Origin of the sequence: Comamonas antarctica, assembly GCF_013363755.1 — a bacterium.
Lineage (GTDB): Bacteria > Pseudomonadota > Gammaproteobacteria > Burkholderiales > Burkholderiaceae_C > Comamonas > Comamonas antarctica.
On the sequence record NZ_CP054840.1, the window covers coordinates 685091 to 708797 of the forward strand.

General features: G+C 69.0%; 20 protein-coding genes. 16 read left to right on the forward strand and 4 right to left on the reverse strand.

Annotated elements, in window-relative coordinates; all coding sequences use genetic code 11:
* Positions 1-72 precede the first annotated feature (72 nt).
* Positions 73-1344, reverse strand: coding sequence for a sigma-70 family RNA polymerase sigma factor (locus HUK68_RS03210; RefSeq protein ID WP_175502890.1), 1272 nt, complete (start codon positions 1342-1344; stop codon positions 73-75).
* Between the two features lie 285 nt (positions 1345-1629).
* Here HUK68_RS03210 and HUK68_RS03215 point away from each other — a divergent pair, with 285 nt between their 5' ends.
* Positions 1630-2166, forward strand: coding sequence for a hypothetical protein (locus tag HUK68_RS03215; protein ID WP_175502891.1), 537 nt, complete (start codon positions 1630-1632; stop codon positions 2164-2166).
* A gap of 57 nt (positions 2167-2223) precedes the next feature.
* On the opposite strand, the gene hemL is transcribed toward HUK68_RS03215, so the two are convergent.
* Positions 2224-3528: a glutamate-1-semialdehyde 2,1-aminomutase gene (hemL, locus tag HUK68_RS03220; RefSeq protein WP_175502892.1), complete on the reverse strand. Its 1305-nt coding sequence runs from the start codon at positions 3526-3528 to the stop codon at positions 2224-2226.
* Positions 3512-4495: a bifunctional hydroxymethylpyrimidine kinase/phosphomethylpyrimidine kinase gene (gene thiD, locus HUK68_RS03225; protein ID WP_175502893.1), complete on the reverse strand. Its 984-nt coding sequence runs from the start codon at positions 4493-4495 to the stop codon at positions 3512-3514. Before thiD ends, hemL begins: the two co-directional genes overlap by 17 nt.
* Positions 4496-4610: 115 nt before the next feature.
* Here thiD and HUK68_RS03230 point away from each other — a divergent pair, with 115 nt between their 5' ends.
* Genes HUK68_RS03230 through HUK68_RS03255 form a run of 6 tightly spaced genes read left to right on the forward strand, consistent with a single transcriptional unit; the run spans position 4611 to position 14035 of the window.
* Positions 4611-4763, forward strand: coding sequence for a rubredoxin (locus tag HUK68_RS03230; protein ID WP_159911299.1), 153 nt, complete (start codon positions 4611-4613; stop codon positions 4761-4763).
* A gap of 45 nt (positions 4764-4808) precedes the next feature.
* Positions 4809-5210: a response regulator gene (locus HUK68_RS03235; protein ID WP_175502894.1), complete on the forward strand. Its 402-nt coding sequence runs from the start codon at positions 4809-4811 to the stop codon at positions 5208-5210.
* Positions 5210-5575, forward strand: a complete 366-nt coding sequence (locus HUK68_RS03240; RefSeq protein ID WP_175502895.1) for a response regulator — start codon at positions 5210-5212, stop codon at positions 5573-5575. Before HUK68_RS03235 ends, HUK68_RS03240 begins: the two co-directional genes overlap by 1 nt.
* A 13-nt stretch (positions 5576-5588) precedes the next feature.
* A complete protein-coding gene (locus tag HUK68_RS03245; protein ID WP_175502896.1) occupies positions 5589-6116 on the forward strand; it encodes a chemotaxis protein CheW in 528 nt (175 codons plus the stop codon).
* 23 nt (positions 6117-6139) lie between these two features.
* Positions 6140-8359 (forward strand): methyl-accepting chemotaxis protein, encoded by a 2220-nt coding sequence (locus HUK68_RS03250; protein ID WP_175502897.1) that lies wholly within the window; start codon positions 6140-6142, stop codon positions 8357-8359.
* 48 nt (positions 8360-8407) lie between these two features.
* Entirely contained in the window at positions 8408-14035 is a 5628-nt protein-coding gene (locus HUK68_RS03255; protein WP_175502898.1) for a hybrid sensor histidine kinase/response regulator, read from the forward strand.
* A gap of 258 nt (positions 14036-14293) precedes the next feature.
* Here HUK68_RS03255 and HUK68_RS03260 read toward each other — a convergent pair whose 3' ends face one another.
* Positions 14294-15793 carry a cryptochrome/photolyase family protein gene (locus HUK68_RS03260; protein WP_175502899.1) on the reverse strand — a complete coding sequence of 500 codons (1500 nt, stop codon included), beginning with the start codon at positions 15791-15793 and terminating at the stop codon, positions 14294-14296.
* A gap of 22 nt (positions 15794-15815) precedes the next feature.
* On the opposite strand from HUK68_RS03260, the gene HUK68_RS03265 reads away from it, so the two are divergent.
* The 9 genes from HUK68_RS03265 (at position 15816) to HUK68_RS03305 (ending at position 23703) form a co-directional block, all read left to right on the forward strand.
* On the forward strand, positions 15816-16418 hold the full coding sequence (locus tag HUK68_RS03265; RefSeq protein WP_175502900.1) for a YqgE/AlgH family protein: 603 nt from the start codon (positions 15816-15818) through the stop codon (positions 16416-16418).
* Entirely contained in the window at positions 16415-16873 is a 459-nt protein-coding gene (ruvX, locus tag HUK68_RS03270; RefSeq protein WP_175502901.1) for a Holliday junction resolvase RuvX, read from the forward strand. The genes HUK68_RS03265 and ruvX overlap by 4 nt, the downstream gene beginning before the upstream one ends.
* The gene (gene pyrR / locus HUK68_RS03275) at positions 16870-17388 is read left to right on the forward strand and encodes a bifunctional pyr operon transcriptional regulator/uracil phosphoribosyltransferase PyrR (RefSeq protein ID WP_175502902.1); all 519 of its coding nucleotides are present in this window, start codon (positions 16870-16872) and stop codon (positions 17386-17388) included. The genes ruvX and pyrR overlap by 4 nt, the downstream gene beginning before the upstream one ends.
* 2 nt (positions 17389-17390) lie before the next feature.
* Entirely contained in the window at positions 17391-18353 is a 963-nt protein-coding gene (locus HUK68_RS03280; RefSeq protein WP_175502903.1) for an aspartate carbamoyltransferase catalytic subunit, read from the forward strand.
* Between the two features lie 6 nt (positions 18354-18359).
* A complete protein-coding gene (locus HUK68_RS03285; protein ID WP_175502904.1) occupies positions 18360-19655 on the forward strand; it encodes a dihydroorotase in 1296 nt (431 codons plus the stop codon).
* A complete protein-coding gene (locus HUK68_RS03290) occupies positions 19648-20391 on the forward strand; it encodes a lysophospholipid acyltransferase family protein (protein WP_175502905.1) in 744 nt (247 codons plus the stop codon). The genes HUK68_RS03285 and HUK68_RS03290 overlap by 8 nt, the downstream gene beginning before the upstream one ends.
* Before the next feature lie 139 nt (positions 20392-20530).
* Positions 20531-21550 carry an amino acid ABC transporter substrate-binding protein gene (locus tag HUK68_RS03295; protein WP_175502906.1) on the forward strand — a complete coding sequence of 340 codons (1020 nt, stop codon included), beginning with the start codon at positions 20531-20533 and terminating at the stop codon, positions 21548-21550.
* A gap of 3 nt (positions 21551-21553) precedes the next feature.
* Positions 21554-22600 (forward strand): amino acid ABC transporter permease, encoded by a 1047-nt coding sequence (locus HUK68_RS03300; protein ID WP_175502907.1) that lies wholly within the window; start codon positions 21554-21556, stop codon positions 22598-22600.
* The gene (locus tag HUK68_RS03305) at positions 22597-23703 is read left to right on the forward strand and encodes an amino acid ABC transporter permease (RefSeq protein ID WP_175502908.1); all 1107 of its coding nucleotides are present in this window, start codon (positions 22597-22599) and stop codon (positions 23701-23703) included. The genes HUK68_RS03300 and HUK68_RS03305 overlap by 4 nt, the downstream gene beginning before the upstream one ends.
* Positions 23704-23707: the final 4 nt, after the last annotated feature.

Sequence of the window (23707 nt, forward strand, 5' to 3'; positions counted from 1 at the left end):
CGCATTGGCGTGGCTTCCAGGGTTGAAACGAACGGGCGCGCGAGTTCCCTCACGCTTTTTGCGAAAGCTGGGCTAGCGGCGTGAAATCAGCAGCCGCCGTTCGGCGCCAGGCCCGTCATCGCGCACCGTCACCGGCAGGCTCGAGGGCAGCAGGCGCAGCCAGGTGCCGGCTTCGGCAATGCGCACGCGGCCGAACACCGGGAGATCCGCGGCATCGGGCGCGACGCGCAGCGCCACCGGGCTGTAGCGCGCCAGCCGCTGCACGGCCTCGGACAGCGGCACATCGCGAAAGTCCAGCCAGCCCTTGCGCCAGGGCCCCACCTCGCCCCGGGCCGGTGCGCGCTCCACGCCGGCATCCGGCGACCAGCGCAGCGCATCGCCCGCATGCAGGTCGTGCCGTGCGGCGCCCGGTGCCTGCACCTGCACATGGCCCTCCTCGACAGCCACGCGCAGCGCGCCGTCATCGTCCACGGCCACCTCGAAGCGCGTGCCGACCACGGTGACGCGCGCGCCCCGTGCCTCGACGACAAACGGCCGTGCGGCATCGGAGGCAACGCTGAAGAAGGCCGTGCCGGCCAGCAAGGACACCTCGCGGCGGCCCGCGTAATAGCGCAGCTCGGCGCGGCCCAGCGCATCGAGCGCGATGCGGCTGCCGTCGGGCAGATCGTGCTCCAGCTGCTGGCCGCGCCGCGTGGCCAACGCCAATTGCCAGCCGGGCACCCACTGGCGCCAGGCCTGCCAGGCGGCGCTGCCCGCCATGCCCATGCCCGCCAGCCCCAGCAGCGTCGACAGCGTGCGCCGGCGGCCGCGCCGCGGCGCCGCGCTCTCGCCGCGCCAGCGCAGCAGCGCGGCTTCCACGGCATCCAGCGCGCGCATCACTTCGCGCTCGATCGTCTTGACCGACACGCCATGCTCCCGCGCCAGCTGCGCATGCGCCATGCCCTCGAGCCGGTCGGCAAGGAAGATGGCGCGGCAGCGCGCGGGCAGGGCGGCCAGCGCCGCGTCGACGGCGGCCAGCGCCTCGCGGTGCAGGTGGCGCTCGGCCACATCGCGTACCGAGGCCGCCGACGGCAGATCGATATCGCCGCTGGCATCGAAACGCTCGGCGGTGCGGCCTGCGCGGCGCAGATGGTCGATGGCAATGTGGTCGGCCACGGTGTAGAGGTAGGCGCGCGACGCCGCCTGGCTCTCTTCGCGGGGCCGCGCTTCGCGCTCGGCCAGCCGCAGCCAGGTGTCGTGCACCAGGTCCTGCGCCGTCTGCCGGTTGCCGGTGCGCCGGGCGACAAACCCGATCAGCGCCGAGTAGCTGTTGCTGAACACATCGGGATACAGGGAATGGGACATGGCGTTCAGCGGAAAAGGTGGACCCGGCGATGGAGAGGTGGCGGCGAATCGCTATTTTAAGGAATGCTTCTCATTACGACAAAAGTGCGGGATTTGTCGGGCGGCGGATGCTTGAAATCTCGTCGTTAAATAGTGGGAACCTATTTATCAATAATGATACATAGTATTTGCCTATCTTGCGCCCTTGGCGCATAGACGTGGCTCACGCCGTTTGCAATACGCGGCGGGCAGTGTGTGCCGGCAACGCATGCAAGCGATGGAACAACCGAAGACTGGAATGGAATCATGACTGCAAACGCTCCTCAATGTCATCCCGCGCACTTCCATGAAAAAGAGATGCCCCATCACGTCAAGAGCCAGGGGTCCCCAGGGCAGGAGGCAAGCCGTTGTGCGACGGGCAATGCCGTGCACAAAGACGCGGCGGTCAGCACGCTCCCTCATATTGGCAATGTCGTATTCAGCGGTTTTGCGGGCGCGGTCGCCGGGGCGACCCAAGGTAGTGGATATGGCGCGGCCGGCGGTGCAATTGTCGGGGGAATGACGTACTTCCTGTCGTACAAGCATATAGCTCAGATTGTGCACGGCGCAGGATACTCAGCTCTTATTGGCACAGGTGTCATGGCATACGTACAAGATCCTGTGCTCGACCCGCTGTTTCCCGTCATGGTGAAGACAGGTTCGTGCGTGGGCTTCTTCCTGGGTTCCGTGGTGGGCGCAGCGCGCGGGCTGTGGAATGCGCCTTACGAGGAGATCTTCGATACCTCGGTCCACGACAAGGCCGGACTGGTCGGCGTGTGCGGCGCTGGCGAGTCCGGCTATTGAAAAGCCCTGCAAGCCAGGGGCTTGCAGGGCTTCGAGGGGCCGGTCCGGTGAGCGACCTTACAAGGTCTTGAACACCGCGCGCGCGGCCTCGATGGTCTGGTCGATGTCGGCGTCGGTATGCGCCGCACTGACAAAGCCGGCCTCGTACAGCGCGGGCGCGAAGTAGTGGCCGCGCTCGAGCATGCCGTGGTAGAACTTGTTGAAGCGCTGGCCGTCGGTGCGCATCACCTCGGCATAGGTGGTGGGCAGTTCGGGCAGGAAGAAGAAGCCGAACAGCCCGCCTTCGTAATCGGTGCTGAAGGGCAGGCCGGCTTCGTGCGCGGCTTGCGCCAGGCCCGCCATCAGGCGGCCGGTCTGGCGGCCCAGCTTGTCATGGAAGCCGGGCTGGCTGATGAGCTCCAGTGTCTTCAGGCCGCAGGCCGTGGCGATGGGATTGCCCGACAGCGTGCCGGCCTGGTAGACCGGGCCCAGCGGCGAGAGCTTTTCCATGATCTCGCGGCGCGCGCCGAACGCGGCCATCGGCATGCCGCCGCCGATCACCTTGCCCAGCACCGTGATGTCGGGCGCGAAACCGGGGATCTGCTTCGCGTACACGCTTTGCGCACAGCCCAGCGCGACGCGAAAGCCGGTCATGACCTCGTCGTAGACCAGCAGCGCGCCATGCTGCGAGCACAGCTCACGGATGCGGCGCGTGAACTCTGCGCTGGCGCGCACGAAGTTCATGTTGCCGGCAATCGGCTCGATCATCACGCAGGCCAGCTGCTCGCCGTAGAGCTGGAAGGCTTCTTCGAGCTGGGCGATGTCGTTGTACTCGAGCACCAGGGTGTCTTGCACGGCTTCGAGCGTGACGCCCGCGCTGGTGGCATTGCCGAAGGTGGCCAGGCCCGAGCCGGCCTTGACCAGCAGCGCGTCGGAGTGGCCGTGGTAGCAGCCGTTGAACTTGATGATCTTCTTGCGGCCGGTGAAGCCGCGCGCCAGGCGGATGGCGCTCATCGTGGCCTCGGTGCCGGAGCTGACCAGGCGCACCATTTCCATCGACGGCAGCAGTGCGATCAGCTTCTCGGCCAGCGTGACCTCGCGCTCGGTCGGCGCGCCGAAGCTGAAGCCGTCGAGCGCGGCCTGCTGCACCGCGGCCAGCACTTCGGGATGGCCGTGGCCCAGGATCATCGGGCCCCAGGAGCCGATGTAGTCGGTGAACTGCTGCGCGTTGGCATCCCAGAAATACGCGCCCTGGGCGCGCTGCACGAAGCGCGGCGTGCCGCCGACGGCGTTGAAGGCGCGCACGGGGGAATTCACGCCGCCGGGGATCACGGCCTTGGCGCGTTCGAACAAGGGAAGATTCAGGTCAGTGTTTGGTGTCATGGGGAGGCATCACAAAGCCCTCGAGGGGCATTGGTTCATTGATCGAGCGGCCGGAGGGGGCGGCGGGCGCGGGCGCGGCGGCGCCGTCAGCGGCCTCGGCATCGAGTTCATCGTCTTCGGGCTGGGCCCAGAACATGCGGTCCGGCAGGAAATGGCCCATGCCGGGGCGAAAGCCGTTGTCCAGGCTGTGGTCGAGGTATTCGAGCGATTCCTGCGTCGCGCTGATCAGGTCGTTGCCGCTGGCCACCAGCGCCGTGAGCGCCGACGACAGGGTGTCGCCGGCGCCGATGAACGAACCGTCGAACATCTCGAAGCGGTGGCTGGCCAGCACCGCGTGATGGGTCGACAACACGTTGTCGAGAAACTGGTCGGGCAGCGGAATGCCGGTCACGAGCACATAGGGCACGCCGACTTCCTCGGCGGCGATGGCCAGGTCGCGCGCGCTGGGGCTGCGGCTGGCGTCCCAGTCGGGCAGCAGCCAACGCCACAGCGTGCTGTGGTTTCCGACCAACACGGAAGTCTGCGGCAGCACCAGTTCGCGGAACGCATCGAGGTACTGGTCGAGCTTGTCGTCGCTCCACCACGACAGCTCGGGCATGTAGCTGATGATGGGCAGCTCGGGGTAGTCGGAGGAGATCTCGGCGATGACCGCGAGGTTCTCGGGGCTGCCCGCGAAGCCGACCTTGATCGCGCGTACGGGAAAGTCCTGGAGCACCGCGCGGGCCTGCTCGTCGATGCAGTCGTCGGCAAAGCTGTGGTGCTCGAAAATGCGCGAGGTGTCGCGCACATAGGTGCCCGTGACGACGCCCAGCGGGTGGCCGCCGACCGAGGCAATGGTGGTGATGTCGGCGGTGAGGCCCCCCGCGCCGCTGGGGTCGTTGGCGTTGAAGATCAGCACGCACACCGGCTGCGCGACCTCGAGGTCTTCGGTTTCCGGCTCGGAAGTGGGGGTGGGAGTGGTTGCCATGATGGGCCTTAGTTTGCCCCTGCGCCAATGCCTGGATGTGTCAGGGTGATGACTCGATACAATCGTTGCATTCTATGTGAAGGCCCTTTAAGCTGTGACGAACCCTAAGACTTGGATGTGTTTGATCTGCGGCTGGCTTTACCACGAGGAGCTGGGCTGTCCGGAGCATGGCATTCCCGCGCAGACGCGCTGGGAAGACGTACCGATGAACTGGACCTGTCCAGAATGCGCCGCCCGCAAGGAAGACTTCGAGATGGTTGAAATTTGAGCACAGGATGCACCTGTGCCATGGTCGGACCGGGAGGATTCTCAAGTGACAACAACAGCGGACGCACCCATCAAGGTGCTGGTGGTGGACGACAGCAACACCATCCGGCGCAGTGCCGAAATCTTCCTGCGCCAGGGCGGCTATGAAGTGCTTCTGGCCGACGACGGCTATGACGCGCTGGCCAAGGTCAACGACCACCAGCCGCAGCTGATCTTCTGCGACATCCTGATGCCCCGGCTCGATGGCTACCAGACCTGCGCCATCATCAAGCGCAATGCGCGCTACTCCGACACCCCGGTGGTCATGCTCTCGTCCAAGGACGGGGTCTTCGACAAGGCCCGGGGCCGCATGGTCGGCTGCCAGGAGTATCTGACCAAACCGTTTACCAAAGACCAGTTGCTGCAGGCCGTGCGGCAGTTCGGCAAGATTTCCGAAGGAGCGATGTGATGGCTGTGCAGAAGGTGCTGGTGGTGGACGACTCCAAGACCGAACTGATGTTCCTGACCGACCTGCTGCAGAAGAAGGGCCTGCAGGTGCGCTGCGCCGAAAACGGCGAGCAGGCCCTGCGCAGCCTGGCCGAGGAAAAGCCCGACCTGATCCTGATGGACGTGGTCATGCCCGGCCAGAACGGCTTCCAGCTCACGCGCGCCATCACGCGCGATCCGCAGTACGCCGATGTGCCGATCATCATGTGCACCAGCAAGAGCCAGGAGACCGACCGCGTCTGGGGCCTGCGCCAGGGCGCGCGCGCCTACATCACCAAACCCGTGGATCCGGCGGAGCTGCAGGCCAAGATCGACGCGCTCGGCTGAGCAGCACCCGGCGATGGCAAACCGTGAAGCCCTGAGGCAATTGCATGCGCGGCTGGCCGCGCGTCTGCAGCAAGCACGCAGCGAAGGCGTGGCCAGCGCGCGCTGGCTGGCCGTCGAGGCCGGCGGCCGCCGCTACCTGATGCCGCTGGCACATGCGGGCGAGATCTTTCCCTGGTCGGGCGTGCTGCGCGTGCCCTATACCCGGCCCTGGCTGCTGGGCGTGGCCAACCTGCGCGGCACACTGGCCGCGGTGGTCGATTTCCCCGGCCTGCTCGGGCAGGACGTGGCGCGCACCGAGATGTCGCTGGCCGATGCCAGCCTGCTGGCGTTCAATCCCGCGCTCGAGGTGCATGCGGCGCTGCTCGTCGACCGCTTGCTGGGGCTGCGCGGCGCGCAGGATTTCACCGGCATGCAGGATGCAGCCGCCGACGCGCCCGCCTACCTGGGCGCGACCTATGTCGATGAAGCCGGCGACGACTGGCGCGAAATCGACCTGCGCCATCTCGCGCAAGACCCTGGATTCCTCCATATCCGTGCCTGAGTTTTCTCCTGTGAGGCTGCGTCATGTCTTTTGCCCAGAAATTTGGAACCCTGTTTGCGCGCCGTTCGGAAGGCCGGGGCGCCGCACAGGACGAGCTGCCTGACAGCGCCGCGCCGTCGAGCCTCTATGGCGACAACAGCCTGGCCGCCGCGGCCGGCGAGCCGCCGCGCGATGCGGACCGGGTGGCGCTGCCGCTGCTGGGCAGCGCCAACGCGGCGCAGCAGCAGCGCCGCCTGCTGATCCTGCTGGCTCTGGGCGTGGTGCTGCTGGCGCTGATGGCCGGCTGGCTGCTGCAGCAGTCGGAGCGCTCGGCCCAGCAGCTGGCCGCCAACGGCCAGGCGCTGATGCAGTCGCAGCGGCTGGCGAAGTCGGCGTCGCAGGCCATGACCGGCAACGGCCCGGCCTTTGACGGCGTGCAGGAAAGCGCGGGCGTGCTGGCGCGCAGCGTGCGCGCGCTGGCTGGCGGCGATGCCGGCCTGGGCGTGCAGCCGCTGGGCGGCGAGTACGCACCGGCGCTGGCGGAGATCACGCCGCTGATGGAACGCGCCGAGAGCGGTGCGCAGAAGGTGCTGGCGCAGCGCCAGGTGCTGACGCAGGTCGGCGACGCGCTGCGCGCGGTCAACCGCCAGTCGTCCGAGCTGCTCGAAGTGGCCGAGACCGTGGCCTCGCTCAAGCTGCAGCAGGGCGCCTCGCCGGCCGAGATTTCCGCGGCCGGCCAGCTGGTGATGCTGACCCAGCGCATCGGCAAGTCGGCCAATGAATTCCAGACCGCCGAAGGCGTGAGCCCCGAAGCCGTGTTCCTGCTCGGCAAGGACCTGAACTCGTTCAAGGAAATCACCGAAAGCCTGCTCAACGGCAACGCCGAACTGCGCCTGCCCGCGACGCGCGATGCGCAGACGCGCGAGCAGCTGCAGGCCTTGATTGCGCTGTATGAGCAGACGCGCACCGGCGCCAGCGCCATCCTGGGCAACCTGCAGGGCCTGGTGGCCGCGCGCGAGGGCCAGACCACGATCAACAACGACAGCGAAGCGCTGCGCCGCGCGCTCGAGGGACTGCAGACCCAGCTGCGCGAGACGGCCGGGCTCGGCGCGGGCCAGTTTGCGCTGCTGGCGCTGCTGGGCCTGTTCGTGCTGCTGTGCGGCGTGGGCATCTCGCGCGTGCAGCTGGCCGACAGCCGCAACCGCCAGGGCGCGGCCGAGCTGCAGCAGCGCGATGCGCGCCGCCAGGAGCATGAGGCGCGGCGCGTCAACGACGCCAACCAGGCCGCCATCTTGCGGCTGATGAACGAGTTGCAGTCGGTGGCCGAGGGCGACCTGACGCAGGAGGCCACGGTGACCGAGGACATCACCGGCGCGATTGCCGACTCGGTCAACTACACCGTCGAGGAATTGCGTGTGCTGGTGGGCAGCGTGCAGAACACCGCGACGCGCGTGGCGCAGACCACGGCCCAGGTCGACAGCAAGTCCACCGAGCTGCTCGCGGCCTCGACCGAACAGCTGCGCGAGATCCGCGAGACCGGCCGCTCGGTGCTCGACATGGCCACCCGCATCAACGAGGTCTCGGCCCAGGCGCAGGAATCGGCGGCGGTGGCGCGCCAGTCGCTGCAAGCCGCCGACCAGGGGCTCAAGGCGGTGCAGAACACCATTGGCGGCATGAACTCGATCCGCGACCAGATCCAGGACACCTCCAAGCGCATCAAGCGCCTGGGCGAGTCCTCGCAGGAGATCGGCGAAATCACCGAACTGATTTCCGACATCACCGAGCAGACCAACGTGCTGGCGCTGAACGCCGCCATCCAGGCGGCCTCGGCCGGCGAGGCGGGCCGCGGCTTCTCGGTCGTGGCGGAAGAAGTGCAGCGCCTCGCCGAGCGCTCGGCCGATGCGACGCGGCAGATCTCGGTGCTGGTGAAGGCCATCCAGACCGACACCCAGGATGCGGTCGCGGCCATGGAGCGCTCGACCCAGGGCGTGGTGCAGGGCGCGCAGCTGTCCGATACCGCGGGCACCGCGCTCAGCGAGATCGACAGCGTGTCGCGCCGGCTCGCCGAGCTGATCGAGCAGATCTCGCAATCCACCTCGCGCGAGGCCGACCTGGCCAACGGCGTGGCCGACAATATCCAGCACATCTTCGTGGTGACCGAGCAGACCGGCGAAGGCACGCGCAGCACGGCGCAGCAGGTGCGCGAGCTGTCGCACATGGCCGAGGAGCTGCGCCAGTCGGTGGCCCGCTTCAAGATCGCCTGAGGCGTTTTCCCTTTCCCATGCCGGCGCCAGACTGCCGGGGAGTTCCGCATGTCTTCCACTGATGTCTTCCTTCCCCCTGATGCGGCACCGGTTGCCGGTGCGCTGCCGGGCGAGCAGGACCTGGGGCCGCTGGCATGGGTCATCGACGAACTGCGCAGGTCGCTCGAGGGCGCGGCCCGGACGCTGGGGCGCTTCGCGCGCGAGCCGGGCGTCGAGCCCGGAGCCCAGCCGGCGCTCGATACGCTGGCCCTGCAGCAGGCGCTGCACCAGGCCGGCGGCGCGCTCGAGATGGTGGAGATGCGCGCGCCCGCGCTGCTGGTGCAGGCGCTCGAAGCCGCGCTGCTGCGGCTGGCGCAGGAGCCGGGGCGCTGCACGCCCGAAGCCGCCGCGGCGCTGGAAAACGCCTGCTTCGCGCTGCTGGAATACCTCGAGACGGTGCTGGCCGGCAGGAACGTGCCGGCCGTGGCGCTGTTTCCGCAATACCGCGCCGTGCAGGCGCTGGCGGGCAACGACAAGGTGCATCCGGGCGACCTGTGGCCCGCCGAGCGGCGCCTGCACGAGCCGGCACTGGACGAGCTCGGCCCGGTGCTGGCCTATGGCCCGCAGACGCGCGCGCTGCTCGATGCGGGCGTGCTGGCGCTGGTCAAGAGCGGCGATGCCGCGGGCGCGGCCCAGCTGCGCGGCGCCTGCCTGGGGCTGGCCGCGGCGCAGCAAGCATCGGGCGCGCGCAGCTTCTGGAAGATCGCGGCGGGGTTCTTCGACGGCCTGGCGCACGGGCTGGTCAAGCCCGATGTCTACGCCAAGCGCGCGGGCTCGCGCGTGCTGCTGCAGTACGCGGCCATGGCCAAGGGCGATGATCGACTGCCCGACCGGCTGACCCAGGACCTGCTGTTTTTCTGCGCGCAGGCAGCCATGCCGCGGGACGACACCGGGGAGGCGCCCGCCCGGGCGCCGGTGCTGCACGCGGTGCGCACGGCATTCGGCCTTGAGCGCCATATGCCCGTCGATTACGACAAGCCGCGCTTTGGCCGTTTCGATCCCGCGCTGCTGGCGCAGGCGCGCAAGCGCGTGGCCGGGGCGGCCGAATGCTGGTCGGCGCTGGCGGGTGGCGACCGCAGCAAGATCAAGCCCGTGGTGGAGCAGTTCGGCCAGGTCTGCGATTCGCTCAACCGGCTCTATCCCGACAGCACCGCGCTGGCGCGCGCGCTGCAGCGCGTGATGGAAACGCTGGCGCGCAGCGGCGAGCCGCCGGCGCCGGCGCCGGCGCTGGCGCTCGAGGTCGCCACGGCCGTGCTCTATCTGCAGGCCGCCCTGGCCGCGCCGGAGCTGGCCGAAGAGTCGATGGGCGCGCATGCGGGCCGGCTCGCGCAGCGCCTCGACGAGGTGCGCCAGGGCCAGGAATCCCAGCCGCTCGAGGCGTGGATGGAGGACCTGTACCGGCGCGTCAGCGACCACCAGACCATGGGCAGCGTGGTGGGCGAACTGCGCGCGACGCTGGCCGAAACCGAGCACCTGCTCGACCAGTTCTTCCGCGCGCCCGATGACGCGGGCGTGCTGGCCCATGTGGCGGGCCACATGGCGCAGATGCGCGGCGTGCTGTCGTTGCTGGGCCTGGACCAGGCCTGCCTGGCGGTGGTGCGCATGCGCGAGACCGTCGAGCAGCTGATGCGGGGCGAGATTGCGGCCGACCAGCAGCCCCAGGTCTTTGCACGCGTCGGCAGCAACCTCGGCGCGCTGGGGTTCCTGATCGACATGCTCAGCTACCAGCGCCATCTCGCGCGCACGCTGTTCGTCTACGACGAGACGCTGGGCGAGCTGCGCATCATCATGGGCCGCGAGCGCGCGCGCGCCGGCGATGCGCCCGCGCAGCGCGCGCAGCATGTCGAGGCGCGCGCTGCCCAGCCGCAGCCCGAGCCAGCCCCCGCGCCGCCCGTCTCTGACATCCCTTCCGAGCCGCCAGCCACGTTGGCCGCGGCCGTGCCCTTGAGCCTGCTGCCCGAAGATTCCGACGAAGAACTGCGCGCCATCTTTCTCGACGAGGCGCGCGAAGTCGTGGCCCAGGGCCTCGAAGCGCTCGAGACGCTGGCCCTCGATGCGGGCCAGTGGAGTGCCCAGACGAGCCTGCGCCGGGCGTTCCATACGCTCAAGGGCAGCGCGCGCATGGTCGGGCTCGATGAATTCGGCGAGGCCGGCTGGGCCATGGAGCAGTTGCTCAATGCCTGGCTGGCCGAGCAAAAGCCCATGCCGGCCGATTGGCAGGCGCTGGCGCGCGAGGCCCTGCAGGCGTTTGCGGCCTGGACCCAGGCCATTGCCGACGGCCAGGATGAAGCCTGGTCGGCCACGCCGTTCCGGGCTGCCGCCGATGCGCTGCGCCTCGAGGGCCGGCGCGCCGAGGTCGCGCTGCGGCCGTCGCTGCGCCGCCGCCCCGACGAGGTGGCCGCACCGGCACAGGACAGCATCGCCCCGCCCGAACTGCCCGGCATTGCCGAGGAAATCGATTTTGCGGCGTTTGCCTCGGCGCTCGATGCCAGCGAGCAGTTGCCGCAAGACGCGCCGGTGGCCGAACCCCTGCTGGCGCAGGATGAAGCGCACGACACGCCCGAATGGGAAGACACGCACATCGATCAAGAGGTGCCGCAGGGCTTCGCCCCATGGGATCGCGCGCCTGAGGAAGCGGTTGCCGAAGCCGCGCCGCCGGCCGAAGCAGCCAATGAACCGGAACCCGAGCCCGAGCCCGTCGACGACAACCTCAAGCTGATCGACGGCCTGCGCATTCATCTGCCGCTGTACAACGTCTATCTCAACGAAGCCGATGAATGGTCGCGCTGCCTCGATGTGTGCCTGCAGGAATGGGCGCTCGAGCCGCACCGGCCCCAGCCCGAGGAGGCCGTGGGCTGGGCGCATTCGCTGGCCGGCAGTTCGGCCACGGTGGGCTTCAAGGACTTGTCGCGGCTCGCGCGCACGCTAGAGCATGCGCTGATGCATGTGCGTGCGCAGGGCGCGGGCGAAGTGCAGCAGCTGGCGACGTTCCAGGCCGCGGCCAACGAGATCCGCCGCCTGCTGCACCAGTTTGCCGCGGGCTTTCTCAAGGCGCCGCAGCCGTCCGTGGAGGCGGCGTTGCAGCAGGTGCTGGCGTCCGAGATCCACAGTGCGCCGGGCGCAGGCCCCGGGCCGCTCGATGCCGAGGATGCGCTCTGGGCGCAGGAAATCCGCGCCGACGCGGCGGCGGCCCAGCAGGCCGCGGACGCGGCCGCGCAGCAGCAGCGCTTCGACGCGGCCATGGCCGCCGCGGTCGGCACCGACAGCGATATCGATGACGATATCGAGGTGCTCGATGCGCTGGACCCCGACCTGTTCCCGATTTTCGAGGAAGAGGCCGCCGAGCTGCTGCCGCAGCTGGGCACGGCGCTGCGCGACTGGGCCGCGCACCCGCAGCGGCTGGAAGCGCGCAACGCCAGCCTGCGCACGCTGCACACCTTGAAGGGCAGCGCGCGCCTGGCCGGCGCGATGCGCCTGGGCGATATCAGCCACCGGCTGGAGTCGGCCATCGAGCAGATCGATGCGCAGGCCGCACAGGCCGCGCAGATCGAGCCGCTGCTGGGCAGTTTCGACACGCTGCATGCGCATTTCGCGGCGCTGCGCCTGCTCGCGGAGAACGCAGCGGCCGCGCCAGCGGCCGAAGCCGCCGCGCCGCAGCCGGCCGCGGAGGCGGCGCCACCCGAGGTGGCACCGGCCGCCATTCGGGACGGCCTGCGCGCGCCGACCTTCACGCCCATCGCGCCGCTGGCCAGCGCGCGCTCCGCATCGCAGCAGTCGGTGCGCGTGCGCGGCCAGCTGCTCGACCGTCTGATCAACCAGTCCGGCGAAGTGCTGATCGCGCGCTCGCGCATCGACGCGCGGCTGGTGCAGGCCCGCAGTTCGCTGCAGGACCTCAACGGCAACCTCGAACGCCTGCGCCAGCAGCTGCGCGACATCGAGGTGCAAGCCGAGACGCAGATGCAGTCGCGCCTGGCGCTGTCCAAGGACTCGGCCGCGGGCTTCGATCCGCTGGAGTTCGACCGCTTCACGCGCGTGCAGGAGCTCACGCGCATGATGGCCGAGTCGGTCAACGACGTAGCCACGGTGCAGCGCAACCTGCAGCGCGATCTGGCCGCGGCCGAGGACGATCTCGTGGCCCAGGGGCGCCAGGCGCGCGACCTGCAGCGCGACCTGCTGCGCACGCGCATGGTGGAGTTCGATGCGATCTCCGAGCGCCTTTACGCCGTGGTGCGCCAGACCTCCAAGGAAATGGGCAAGCAGGTGCGGCTGAACATTGCCGGCGGCACGATTGAAATGGACCGCGGCGTGCTCGACCGCATGGTGCCGGCCTTCGAGCACCTGCTGCGCAACTGCGTGGCCCATGGCATTGAAAGCCCGGCGCAGCGCGAGGCGCAGGGCAAGCCCGCCACCGGCACCATTGGCATCACGCTGCAGCACGAAGGCAACGATGTGCGCGTGCGCGTCGAGGACGACGGCGCGGGGCTGGATCTCAAGCGCATCCATGCCGTGGCAGTGGCGCGCGGCCTGGCCGCCGAAGATGCGCAGATCACGCCGCTCGAAGCCGGCCAGCTGATCTTCGAGCCCGGCTTCACCACGGCCAGCGAAGTCACGGGCGTGTCCGGGCGCGGCATCGGCATGGATGTGGTGCGCGCCGAAGTCAATGCGCTGGGCGGGCGCATCGAGACGCACAGCACGCCGGGCGCGGGTTCGTCCTTCGCGCTGGTGCTGCCGCTGACCACCGCCGTGACGCAGGTGGTCATGCTGCGCATGGGCCGGTTTGCCGTGGGCGTGCCCGCCAACCTGGTGGAGATCGTGCGCCGCGTGCCGCTGGCCACGCTGGAGCAGGCCTATCGCACGGGCAGTCTCGAAGAGCCGGGCGGCAATCAGGCCCTGCCGTTTTTCTGGGGCGGTGCGCTGTGGCAGTCATCGGCGCAAAGCGTCGAGGGCGTGGGCAAGACGCGCGCCGTGGTGATCGTGCGCAGCGCCTCGCAGCGGCTGGCGCTGCATGTCGACGAAGTGCTGGGCAACCAGGAACTGGTGGTCAAGCCGCTCGGACCGCAGCTCGCGCGCCTGCCGGGTTTGACCGGCATGTCGGTGCTGGCCTCGGGCGCGGTGGTGCTGATCTACAACCCGGTGGCGCTGGCCACGGTCTATGGCGAGCAGGTGCGCGAACAGCTGCGCGCCCAGCCCGCGGCCGCGCCGCAGGCCACGCGCGGCGATGGCGTGGCGCTGGCCCAGCCCCAGGCTGCGGGCGCGGGCGAGGTGCCGCTGGTGCTCGTGGTCGACGATTCGATCACCGTGCGCCGCGTCACGCAGCGCCTGTTGCAGCGCGAAGGCTATCGCGTCGAGGTGGCCTCCGACGGCATGCAGGCGCTGGAGCGGCTGCAGTCCGCGCGCCCGGCCGTGGTGCTGTCCGATATCGAGATGCCGCGCATGGACGGCTTCGACCTGGCGCGCCAGATCCGGGCCGATGAACGGCTGCATGACCTGCCTATCATCATGATCACCTCGCGCATCGCGCAAAAGCACCGCGAGCATGCGCAGCAGATCGGCGTGAACCACTATCTGGGCAAGCCGTATTCGGATGAGGAACTGCTGGGGCTGGTGCGGCACTACGCGGCGCTGGCGGTGGCTTGAGGGCAGGCCGTTCATCCTTCGACGGGCTCAGGACGAACGGTTGAGCCGTTATGGTTTGACAGGGCCGCCCAGGCAAGCTTGGAGCGAGCGGCGGAACCGTTCGTGGTGAGCCTGTCGAACCATGAACGTCTGAAGCCGTTCGTTCTGAGCCTGCCTGGGCGGCTGCGTCGAAGGATGGACGTTTGGCCGTTCGTCCTGAGCTTGCCTGGGCGGCCCCGTCGAAGGACGGACGGCCCAGCCTCAAAACCCAGAGCGGGTCTAAACCACCGCCCCCTTCACCACCGCATACCGCGCCAGCGTCTTCTCCCTGGCCTCGGCATGGTCCACCAGCGGCCGCGGATAGCTTGCAGGCCCGGGCACGGTGCCGGCCGCCACCAGCTCCAGCCCCGCGGCCGCGCGTTCCACGGGCCCGGCCAGCCACGGCGCATGGATCAGCTTGTCCGGCAGCCCGGCCAGCTGCGGCAGATAGCGCCGGATGAAACGGCCCGCGCCATCGAACTTCTCGCTCTGGCTGATGGGATTGAAGATGCGGAAATAGGGCTGGGCATCGCAGCCGCTCGACGATGCCCACTGCCAGCCGCCGTTGTTCGACGCCAGGTCGAAATCATTGAGTTGCTCGGCAAAGTAGCGCTCGCCCCAGCGCCAGTCGATGCCCAGATCCTTGACCAGAAAGCTGGCCACCACCATGCGCAGCCGGTTGTGCATGTAGCCGGTCTGGTTGATCTGCGCCATGGCCGCATCGACCAGCGGGTAGCCGGTGCGGCCTTCGCACCACGCGGCAAACAGCCGCTCGGCTTGCGCGCCCGACTCCCAGGCAATCGCGTCATACGCGGGTTTGAAGCTCTGCACCGCGACATGCGGATGGTGCGACAGGATCTGGTGGTAGAAATCGCGCCAGATGAGTTCGCTGAGCCAGACCGCTGCGCCCGGGTTCTGCTCCTGCGCCGCAGCGTTCCATGCGAGCCGCGCGAGTTCGCGTATCGACACCGTGCCAAAGCGCAGATGCACGCCCAGATAGCTCGGGCCCTTCACGGCCGGGAAATTGCGCGCCTCGCCATAGTCGGCCATGCGCGGCAGGAAGTCGGCCAGCAGCTGCTGCGCGCCCTCGCTGCCCGTGGGCAGCGGCAGTTCATGCAGGTTCGTGGGCTCGAAGCCGATGTCGGCCAGCGACGGCACGCGCCGGCGCTCGCCCTCGGGCCTCGGCGCGAGCTGCTGCGCGTAGCGCTCCACGGGGTACGCCGAAAGATAGAAAGCGTTGAGCTTGCGCAGCCAGGCGTTCTTGTAGGGCGTGAACACGCTGAACGCCGAGCCCGACTGCGTGAGCACCTCGCTGCGCTCGAAAATCACATGGTCCTTGTAAGTGTGCAGTGCCACGCCCGCGGCCTCGAGCGCGCGGCGCACGCGCGCGTCGCGCGCCAGCGCATCGGGTTCATCGTCGTGGTTGGCAAAGACGGCGCTCGCGCCGAGCTGCTGCGCCAGGCGCGGAATTTCCTGCTCGGCCAGGCCCTGGCGCACGATCAGCCCGGCTTCGGCGTGGCCCGACAGCGCGCGCAGGCCCGCATCGACCGACTCCAGGCTGCGCTGGATGAACTCCACGCGCCGGTCGGCGCGCGGCAGCGGCGCGAGAATGGCCGCGTCGAAAAGAAACACGCAATGCACCTGCGCACAGCTGCGCAGCGCGTGGTAGAGGGCGGCGTGGTCGCTCACGCGCAGGTCGCGGCGCAGCCAGACCAAGCCCACAGGTCCCGAAAGTGCCATGGTTCACCGTTAAAATCAAAGAATGCCCGCTGATTCTGCGCCTATCAACCTGACGCACCATTTTCTGATCGCCATGCCCGGCGTCGAGGATGAGTCTTTTTCGCGCAGCGTGGTGTACCTGTGCGAGCACAGCGAGCGTGGCGCGCTCGGCTTGATCATCAACAAGCCGATGCCATTGAGCCTTGAAGGCCTGCTCGACAAGATCGATCTTTCCCTCGGACGCGAAGATTTGCGCTCCGACGTGGTCTACCGGGGCGGCCCGGTGCAGACCGACCGCGGTTTCGTGCTGCACGAGGCTTTCTCGGCCGAAGGCAGCGTTCCCTCCGATGAATCCATCTACGCCTCGACGCTGACCATTCCCGGCGGCCTGGAGATGACCACCTCCAAGGACGTGCTCGAAGCCCTGTCGAATGGCGCCGGCCCGCGCCGCGTGTTCGTCTCGCTGGGCTATGCCTCGTGGGGCGAGGGCCAGCTCGAGTCCGAGCTGGGGGAAAACACCTGGCTCACCGTGGGCGCCGATATCGGCCTGATCTTCGACGCGCCCGTGGCCGAGCGCTACGACCGCGCGCTGGCGCTGCTGGGCCTGCAGGCCTGGACGCTGTCCCGGGAAGTGGGGCACGCATGAGCGACGCCGTACCGCAGGGCGCGCCCGCGCCCGCTGCGCCCGCGCGCGCGCCGGTCGTGGTGCCCGCGCATTTCCAGAGTTTTCTGGCCTTCGACTTCGGCACCAAGCGCACCGGTGTCGCCACCGGCAGCCGCATGCTGGGGCTGACCACGCCGCAGGCGACGATCAAGGCCGAGGGCGCCGACGCGCGCATGCTGCAGGTGGCCGCGCGCATCAAGGAATTCGAACCCGACGCGCTGGTGATCGGCGTGCCCTACCACCCCGATGGCGCGGCGCACGAGAACACCGCGCGCGCGCTCAAGTTCGGCCGCCAGCTGCGCGGGCGCTTCGGCCTGCAGGTGTTCGAAGTCGACGAACGCTACAGCACCACCGAAGCCTTGTCCGGTGGCGCGCGCGATGCCGATGCCGCGTCGGCCTGCATCATTCTTGAACAGTTTCTGAGGAGTCTTCCATGAACGATCCGATTGCCGGTACCGGCAGCCTGGTGCTTGACGCCGAGGCGCTGTACCGTGAACTGCTGCGCGGCGTGCGCAGCCTCATGGGAGCCTCGACGCGGCTGGCGGGCATCACCTCGGGCGGCGCCTGGCTGGTCGAGCGCCTGCACAAGGACCTGAACCTGGACGGCACGCCCAGCGTGCTGTCCTCGGCGCTGCACCGCGACGACTTCGCGCAGCGCGGCATGGCCAGCAGCGCGCAGACGCAGATCGACTTCGACGTCAACGGCGCCGACATCCTGCTGCTCGACGACGTGCTCTACACCGGCCGCACCATCCGCGCCGTGCTCAACGAACTCTACGACTACGGCCGCCCGAACTGCGTGCGCCTGGCGGTGCTGGTCGACCGCGGCGGCCGCGAGCTGCCGATCCAGGCCGACTTCGCCGCGGCGCGCATCGCGCTGCCCGATACGCAGTCGCTGGCGCTGGCCCAGGACGAGCAGGGCCGCTTCCAGTTCCGCATTCAGGAGGCCTGAACGTGTTGTACAAGCGCAATCCCCAGCTCAACAAGAATGGCGAGCTGATCCATCTGCTGTCGACCGAAGGCCTGTCCAAGGACATCCTGACGCATATCCTCGACACCGCCGCCAACTTCGTGAGCGTCAATGACCGCGAAGTCAAGAAGGTGCCGCTTCTGCGCGGCAAGAGCGTGTTCAACCTGTTCTTCGAGAACAGCACGCGCACCCGCACCACCTTCGAGATCGCCGCCAAGCGCCTGTCGGCCGACGTCTTCAACCTGGACATCGCGCGCAGCTCGGCGAGCAAGGGCGAGTCGCTGCTCGACACCATTGCCAACCTGTCGGCGATGGCCGCCGACATCTTCGTGGTGCGCCACAGCGAGTCGGGCGCGCCCTATCTGGTGGCCCAGCATGTGGCGCCGCATGTGCACGTGGTGAATGCCGGCGACGGCCGCCATGCCCACCCCACGCAGGGGCTGCTGGACATGTACACCATCCGCCACTACAAGAAGGACTTCTCCAACCTGCGCGTGGCCATCGTCGGCGACGTGCTGCACTCGCGCGTCGCGCGCTCGGACATCCATGCGCTCACAACGCTGGGCGCAGCCGAGGTGCGCGTGGTCGGCCCGCGCACGCTGGTGCCCTCCGATCTGGCGCAGATGGGCGTGCGCGTGTTCCACACGCTCGAAGAAGGCATCCGCGATGCCGACGTGATCATCATGCTGCGCCTGCAGAACGAGCGCATGACCGGCGCGCTGCTGCCCTCGAGCCAGGAGTATTTCAAGGCCTTCGGCCTCACGGCCGAGAAGCTGCGACTGGCCCGGCCCGATGCCATCGTGATGCACCCCGGGCCGATCAACCGCGGCGTCGAGATCGACTCCGAGGTGGTCGACGGCCCGCAGGCCGTGATCCTGTCGCAGGTCTCGTTCGGCATTGCCGTGCGCATGGCCGTGATGTCCATCGTTGCCGGCAATGAAGCCTGAAACACCATGAAAATTCTGATCCAGAACGGCCGCGTCATGGACCCGGGCCGCGGTTTCGACCAGGTCTGCGATATCGCCATCGACCACGGCCGCATTGCTGCCATCGGCGGCTTGCCCGAAGGTTTCACGCCCACGCGCGTGATCGACGCCAGCGGCTGCTGGGTGCTGCCCGGCCTGGTCGATCTGTCGGTGCGCCTGCGCGAACCCGGCCATGAACATGAAGGCATGCTGCAAAGCGAGATGGCGGCCAGCGTGGCCGGCGGCGTGACCAGCCTGGTCTGCCCGCCCGACACCGACCCGGTGCTCGACGAGCAGGGCCTGGTCGAGATGCTCAAGTTCCGCGCCGAGAAGCTGCACCAGTCGCGGCTGTTCCCGCTGGGCGCGCTCACGCGCGGCCTGTCGGGCGAAGTGCTGACCGAGATGAACGAGCTGACGGAGTCGGGCTGCATCGGCTTCGGCCAGGCCGATGTGCCGCTGGCCAGCACCCAGACGCTGCAGCGCGCGCTGCAGTACGCCGCCACCTACGGCTACACGGTGTGGCTGCGGCCGCAGGAAACGCATCTGGGCAAGGGCGTCGCCGCGAGCGGCCCGCTGGCCACGCGCATGGGCCTGTCGGGCGTGCCCGTGGCGGCCGAGACGATTGCGCTGCACACCATCTTCGAGCTGATCCGCGGCACCTCGGTGCGCGTGCACCTGTGCCGCCTGTCGAGCGCCGCCGGGGTCGAACTGGTACGCCGCGCCAAGGCCGAAGGCCTCAACGTCACGGCCGATGTGAGCATCAATTCGCTGCACCTCACCGATACCGACATCGGCTATTTCGACAGCAGCGCGCGCCTGAACCCACCGCTGCGCCAGCAGCGCGACCGCGATGCGCTGTCGGCCGCGCTCGCCGACGGCACCATCGATGCGCTGGTCTCCGACCATACGCCAGTCGATGACGACGCCAAGGTGCTGCCGTTTGCCGAAGCCGAGCCCGGCGCCACCGGCGTCGAGCTGCTGCTGTCGCTGGCCGTCAAGTGGTCCGAGCAGCAGCAGGTGCCGCTGCACCGCGCGCTGGATGTGGTCACGGCCGCGCCCGCGCGCCTGCTGGGCGCGGCGCTGGGCGAGCTCAAGGACCAGATCGGCCAGCTGCCGGTGGGCGGCGTGGCCGACCTGTGCATCGTCGATCCCGACACGCGCTGGCAAGTCAAGCCCGAGGCGCTCGCCAGCCAGGGCAAGTGCACGCCGTTCAGCGGCTACGAACTGCCGGCGCGCGTGCTTTGCACGCTGGTGGCCGGGCGCATCGCCTTCGAGCGTGCTTGAGCGCGGCACGCGCGCCGGCCTGCGCCTGCTGCGCCTTGCGGCCCACCTGCTGCGCGGGCTGGGGACCATTGTCTGGCGCTTTCCGCGCCTGAACGTGACGCAGCGCAACGCGCTGGTGCAGGCCTGGGCGCGCGGACTGCTGCCGCGCGTGGGCGTGCAGCTGCAGGTGCAGGGCACGCCGCCGGCCAACGGCCCGGTGCTGCTGGTGGCCAACCACCTGTCGTGGCTCGACATTCCGGTGCTGCACGCGGCGCGCCATTGCCGCTTCATCTCCAAGTCCGATGTCGCGTCGTGGCCGCTGGTGTCGACGCTGGCGCGCGCCGCGGGCACGCTGTTCATCGACCGCGGCTCGCGCCGCGACACGCTGCGCATCGTCAGGCTGATGGCCGATGCGCTGGCGCAGCGCGATGTGCTGGCGGTGTTTCCCGAAGGCACGACCAGCGATGGCGGCGCGATGCTGCCGTTTCGCGCCAATCTGCTCGAAGCCGCGATCCAGGCCGATGCGCCGGTGCAGCCGCTGGGCCTGCGCTTCATCGATCCGGCCACGGGCGCCGACAGCGCGGCGCCGATCTATGCGGGCGACACCACGCTTTTGGCTTCGGTATGGCGCACCATCAGCGCGCCGGCGATCGTCGCGCGCGTCGTCTACGGCACGCCGCAGACCGCGCAGGGCCGCGACCGGCGTGCCTGGGCACAGGACTTGCAGGCCGAGGTCGAACGTCTGAGGCGTTCTTAGTCGTTTTTCGCACAAGGAGCTGGCGCCAAACCGCGCTACCCTACGCGGCTGCCGGCATAGCGCGGCGCGCGGCACATTGCGGTAACCTGCGCGCAGGCGGCTCCGTGCCATTGGCTTGACTCACATGACAGGTGGATCCATGAAATTTCTCCGTTTTTCGCTGCTGGCCCTGGCCCTGGGCGGGCTGAGCTCGGCCCATGCCGGCAAGACCATCGACACCATCAAGCAGCGCGGCCAGATCAGCGTCGGCATCAGCAGCGGCGTGCCGGGCTTCTCGGCGGCCGACAGCAAGGGCCAGTGGACCGGGCTGGACGTGGACGTGGGCAAGGCGATTGCCGCGGCGCTGCTGGGCGACGCCAGCAAGGTCAAGTGGGTGCCGCTGGTCTCGCAGCAGCGCTTCACCGCGCTGCAGTCGGGCGAAGTCGACGTGCTGTCGCGCAATACCTCGGTCACGCTGACGCGCGACGCCTCGATGGGCCTGGCGTTCACCGCCGTGGTGTTCTATGACGGCCAAGGCTTCATGGTGCCGGCCAAGACCAAGGTCACGAGCGCCAGGCAGCTCAAGGGCGCGACGGTCTGCGTGCAGGCGGGCACGACCTCCGAGAAGAACATGACCGACTTCTCGCGCATCCACAAGCTCAATCTCAAGCCCGTGGTGTTCGACAAGTTCGACGCCGCCAACGCCGCCTACTTCGCGGGCCGCTGCCAGGCCTATACGACCGATGCGTCGGGCCTGGCCTCGGTGCGCGCCAAGGAAGCCAAGGATGCCAAGGAACATGTGATCCTCACCGACCTGATCTCCAAGGAGCCGCTGGGCCCGCTGGTGCGCCGCGGCGACGACGAGTGGCTGGCCGTGGTGCGCTGGGTCGTGCACGGCCTGGTCGAAGCCGAGGAGAACGGCATCACCCAGGCCAATGTCGACAAGCTCAAGGCCGAGACCACCGACCCGACCATCGGCCGCCTGCTGGGCAAGACCGAGGACACCGGCAAGCTGCTGGGCCTGGACAAGGAATGGCTGGTGCGCGCGATCAAGGCCGTGGGCAACTATGGCGAGATCTACGAGCGCAACGTGGGCGAGAAGACGCCCGTGGGCCTGGCGCGCGGCAAGAACAAGCTCTGGACCGAGGGCGGCCTGATGTACGCGCTGCCGGTGCGCTGAGCCATGCCCGCCGAGCGCCCGTCGCCCCTGATTGCCGCGCGGCCCGCGCCGCCGCGTGCGCGCGCCGGCTGGTCGTGGCACCACCCGGCCACGCGCGCGCGCGTCTGGCAATTGCTGGCGCTCCTGGGCGTGGCCGTGCTGCTCTGCTGGCTGGTCTTCAACACCCAGGCCAACATGGCCGCGCGCGGCATCCAGAGCGGCTGGGACTTCCTGGGCCAGACGGCGGGATTCGACATCGGCGAGCAGCCGATCGCGTATGAATCCAGCGATCCGTACTGGCGCGCGTTTCTCGTCGGCCTGCTCAACACCTTGCGCGTGGCGCTGGCCGGCATCGTGCTGTGCACGCTGCTGGGCGCCGCCGTGGGCATAGGGCGCTTCTCGCGCAACCTGCCGGTGCGCGCGCTGTGCCGCGCCTATGTCGAAGTCTTTCGCAATGTGCCGCTGCTGGTGCAATTGCTGGTCTGGTATCTGCTGCTGGTCGAATACCTGCCCGATACCACCGAGGCCTGGACCTGGGGGCACAGCGTGTTCCTGAGCAAGTCGGGGCTGGTGCTGCCGTTTCCGCAGCATGGCGCGGACGGCTGGCACTGGAGCATGCCGGTGCTCGACGGTTTCGCCATCGAGGGCGGCGCCGCGCTGTCGCCCGAATTCCTCGCGGTGCTGGCGGGCCTGACGTTCTATACCGCGGCCTTCGTCGCCGAAGCCGTGCGCGCCGGCATCGCATCGGTGCCGCGCGGCCAGATCGAGGCCGCGCAAAGCATTGCGCTGGGCCGCTGGCAGACGCTGCGCCTGGTCACCGGGCCGCAGGCGCTGCGCGTGATGGCGCCGCCGCTGACCAACCAGTACCTCAATCTCACCAAGAATTCCTCGCTCGCCGTGGCCGTGGGCTACCCCGACCTGGTGTCGATCGCCAACACCAGCCTGAACCAGACCGGCCGTGCGCTCGAATGCATTGCCATCGTGATGGCGGTCTATCTGACGCTGTCGCTGGCCACGGCGCTGCTGATGGGACGTCTCGACCGGCGCGATCGCGCGCGCCAGCAAGCATGAGCCCGCATTCCACCGAAATCATTCCCGCGCGCCCCGCGCCGCTGCGCGTGGGCGGCCTGCGTGCCTGGGTGCGGCGCGAACTGTTTGGCAGTTGGGTCAGCGCACTGACCACGCTGGCGCTGCTGGGCTGGGCGCTCTGGGCGCTGCCGGGCGCGCTCGACTGGCTGCTGTGGCGCGCCGTGTGGCAGGCCGATGCCGACGCCTGCCAGGCCGCGCGCGGCGTGGGCGCGTGCTGGGGCGTGATCACCGAAAAGCACCGGCTGATCCTGCTGGGCCGCTATCCGCTGGAAGAACAATGGCGCCCGGTGCTGGCCACGGCGCTGCTGCTGGCGCTGGTGATTGCCAGCGGCATCCGGCTTTTCTGGACCCGCTGGCTGGTGCTGGCCTGGGTGCTGGTCTGGGCCGTGGTCTTCACACTGATGGGCGGCGGCGTGCTGGGCCTGGCGCCCGTGCCCACCGAGCGCTGGGGCGGCCTGCCGCTGACGCTGATGCTCACCACGCTGTCCATCGTGCTGGCCTGCCCGCTGGCGGTGCTGCTGGCGCTGGGCCGGCGCTCGCACATGCCGGCCATCCGCACGCTGTGCGCGGGTTTCATCGAGCTGGTGCGCGGCGTGCCGCTGATCTCGGTGCTGTTCATGGCCAGCTTCCTGTTCCCGCTGTTCCTGCCCGTGGGCGCGACGCCCGACGTGCTGGTGCGCGTGCTGCTGGGCATCGCGCTGTTTGCCGCGGCGTACCTGGCCGAGACCGTGCGCGCCGGCCTGCAGTCCGTGCCGCAAGGGCAGCTTGAAGCCGCGGACAGCATCGGGCTGGGCTGGTGGCAGACGCAGCGCCTGGTGGTGCTGCCGCAGGCCCTGGGCGCGGTGGTGCCGGGGCTGATGAACAGCTTCATCTCGATCTTCAAGGACAGCTCGCTGATCACCATCGTGAGCCTCTACGAGCTGACCGGCTCGCTGGGGCTGGCGCTCAGCGGCGACCCCGAATGGCGCCCGTTCATGGTGGAGGGCTACCTGTTCATCACCGCGATTTATTTTGTGGTCTGCGCGGCCATGTCGCGCTACAGCCTCTGGGTCGAGCAGCGGCACGCGCGCGGCCAGGCCCGTTGAAGGA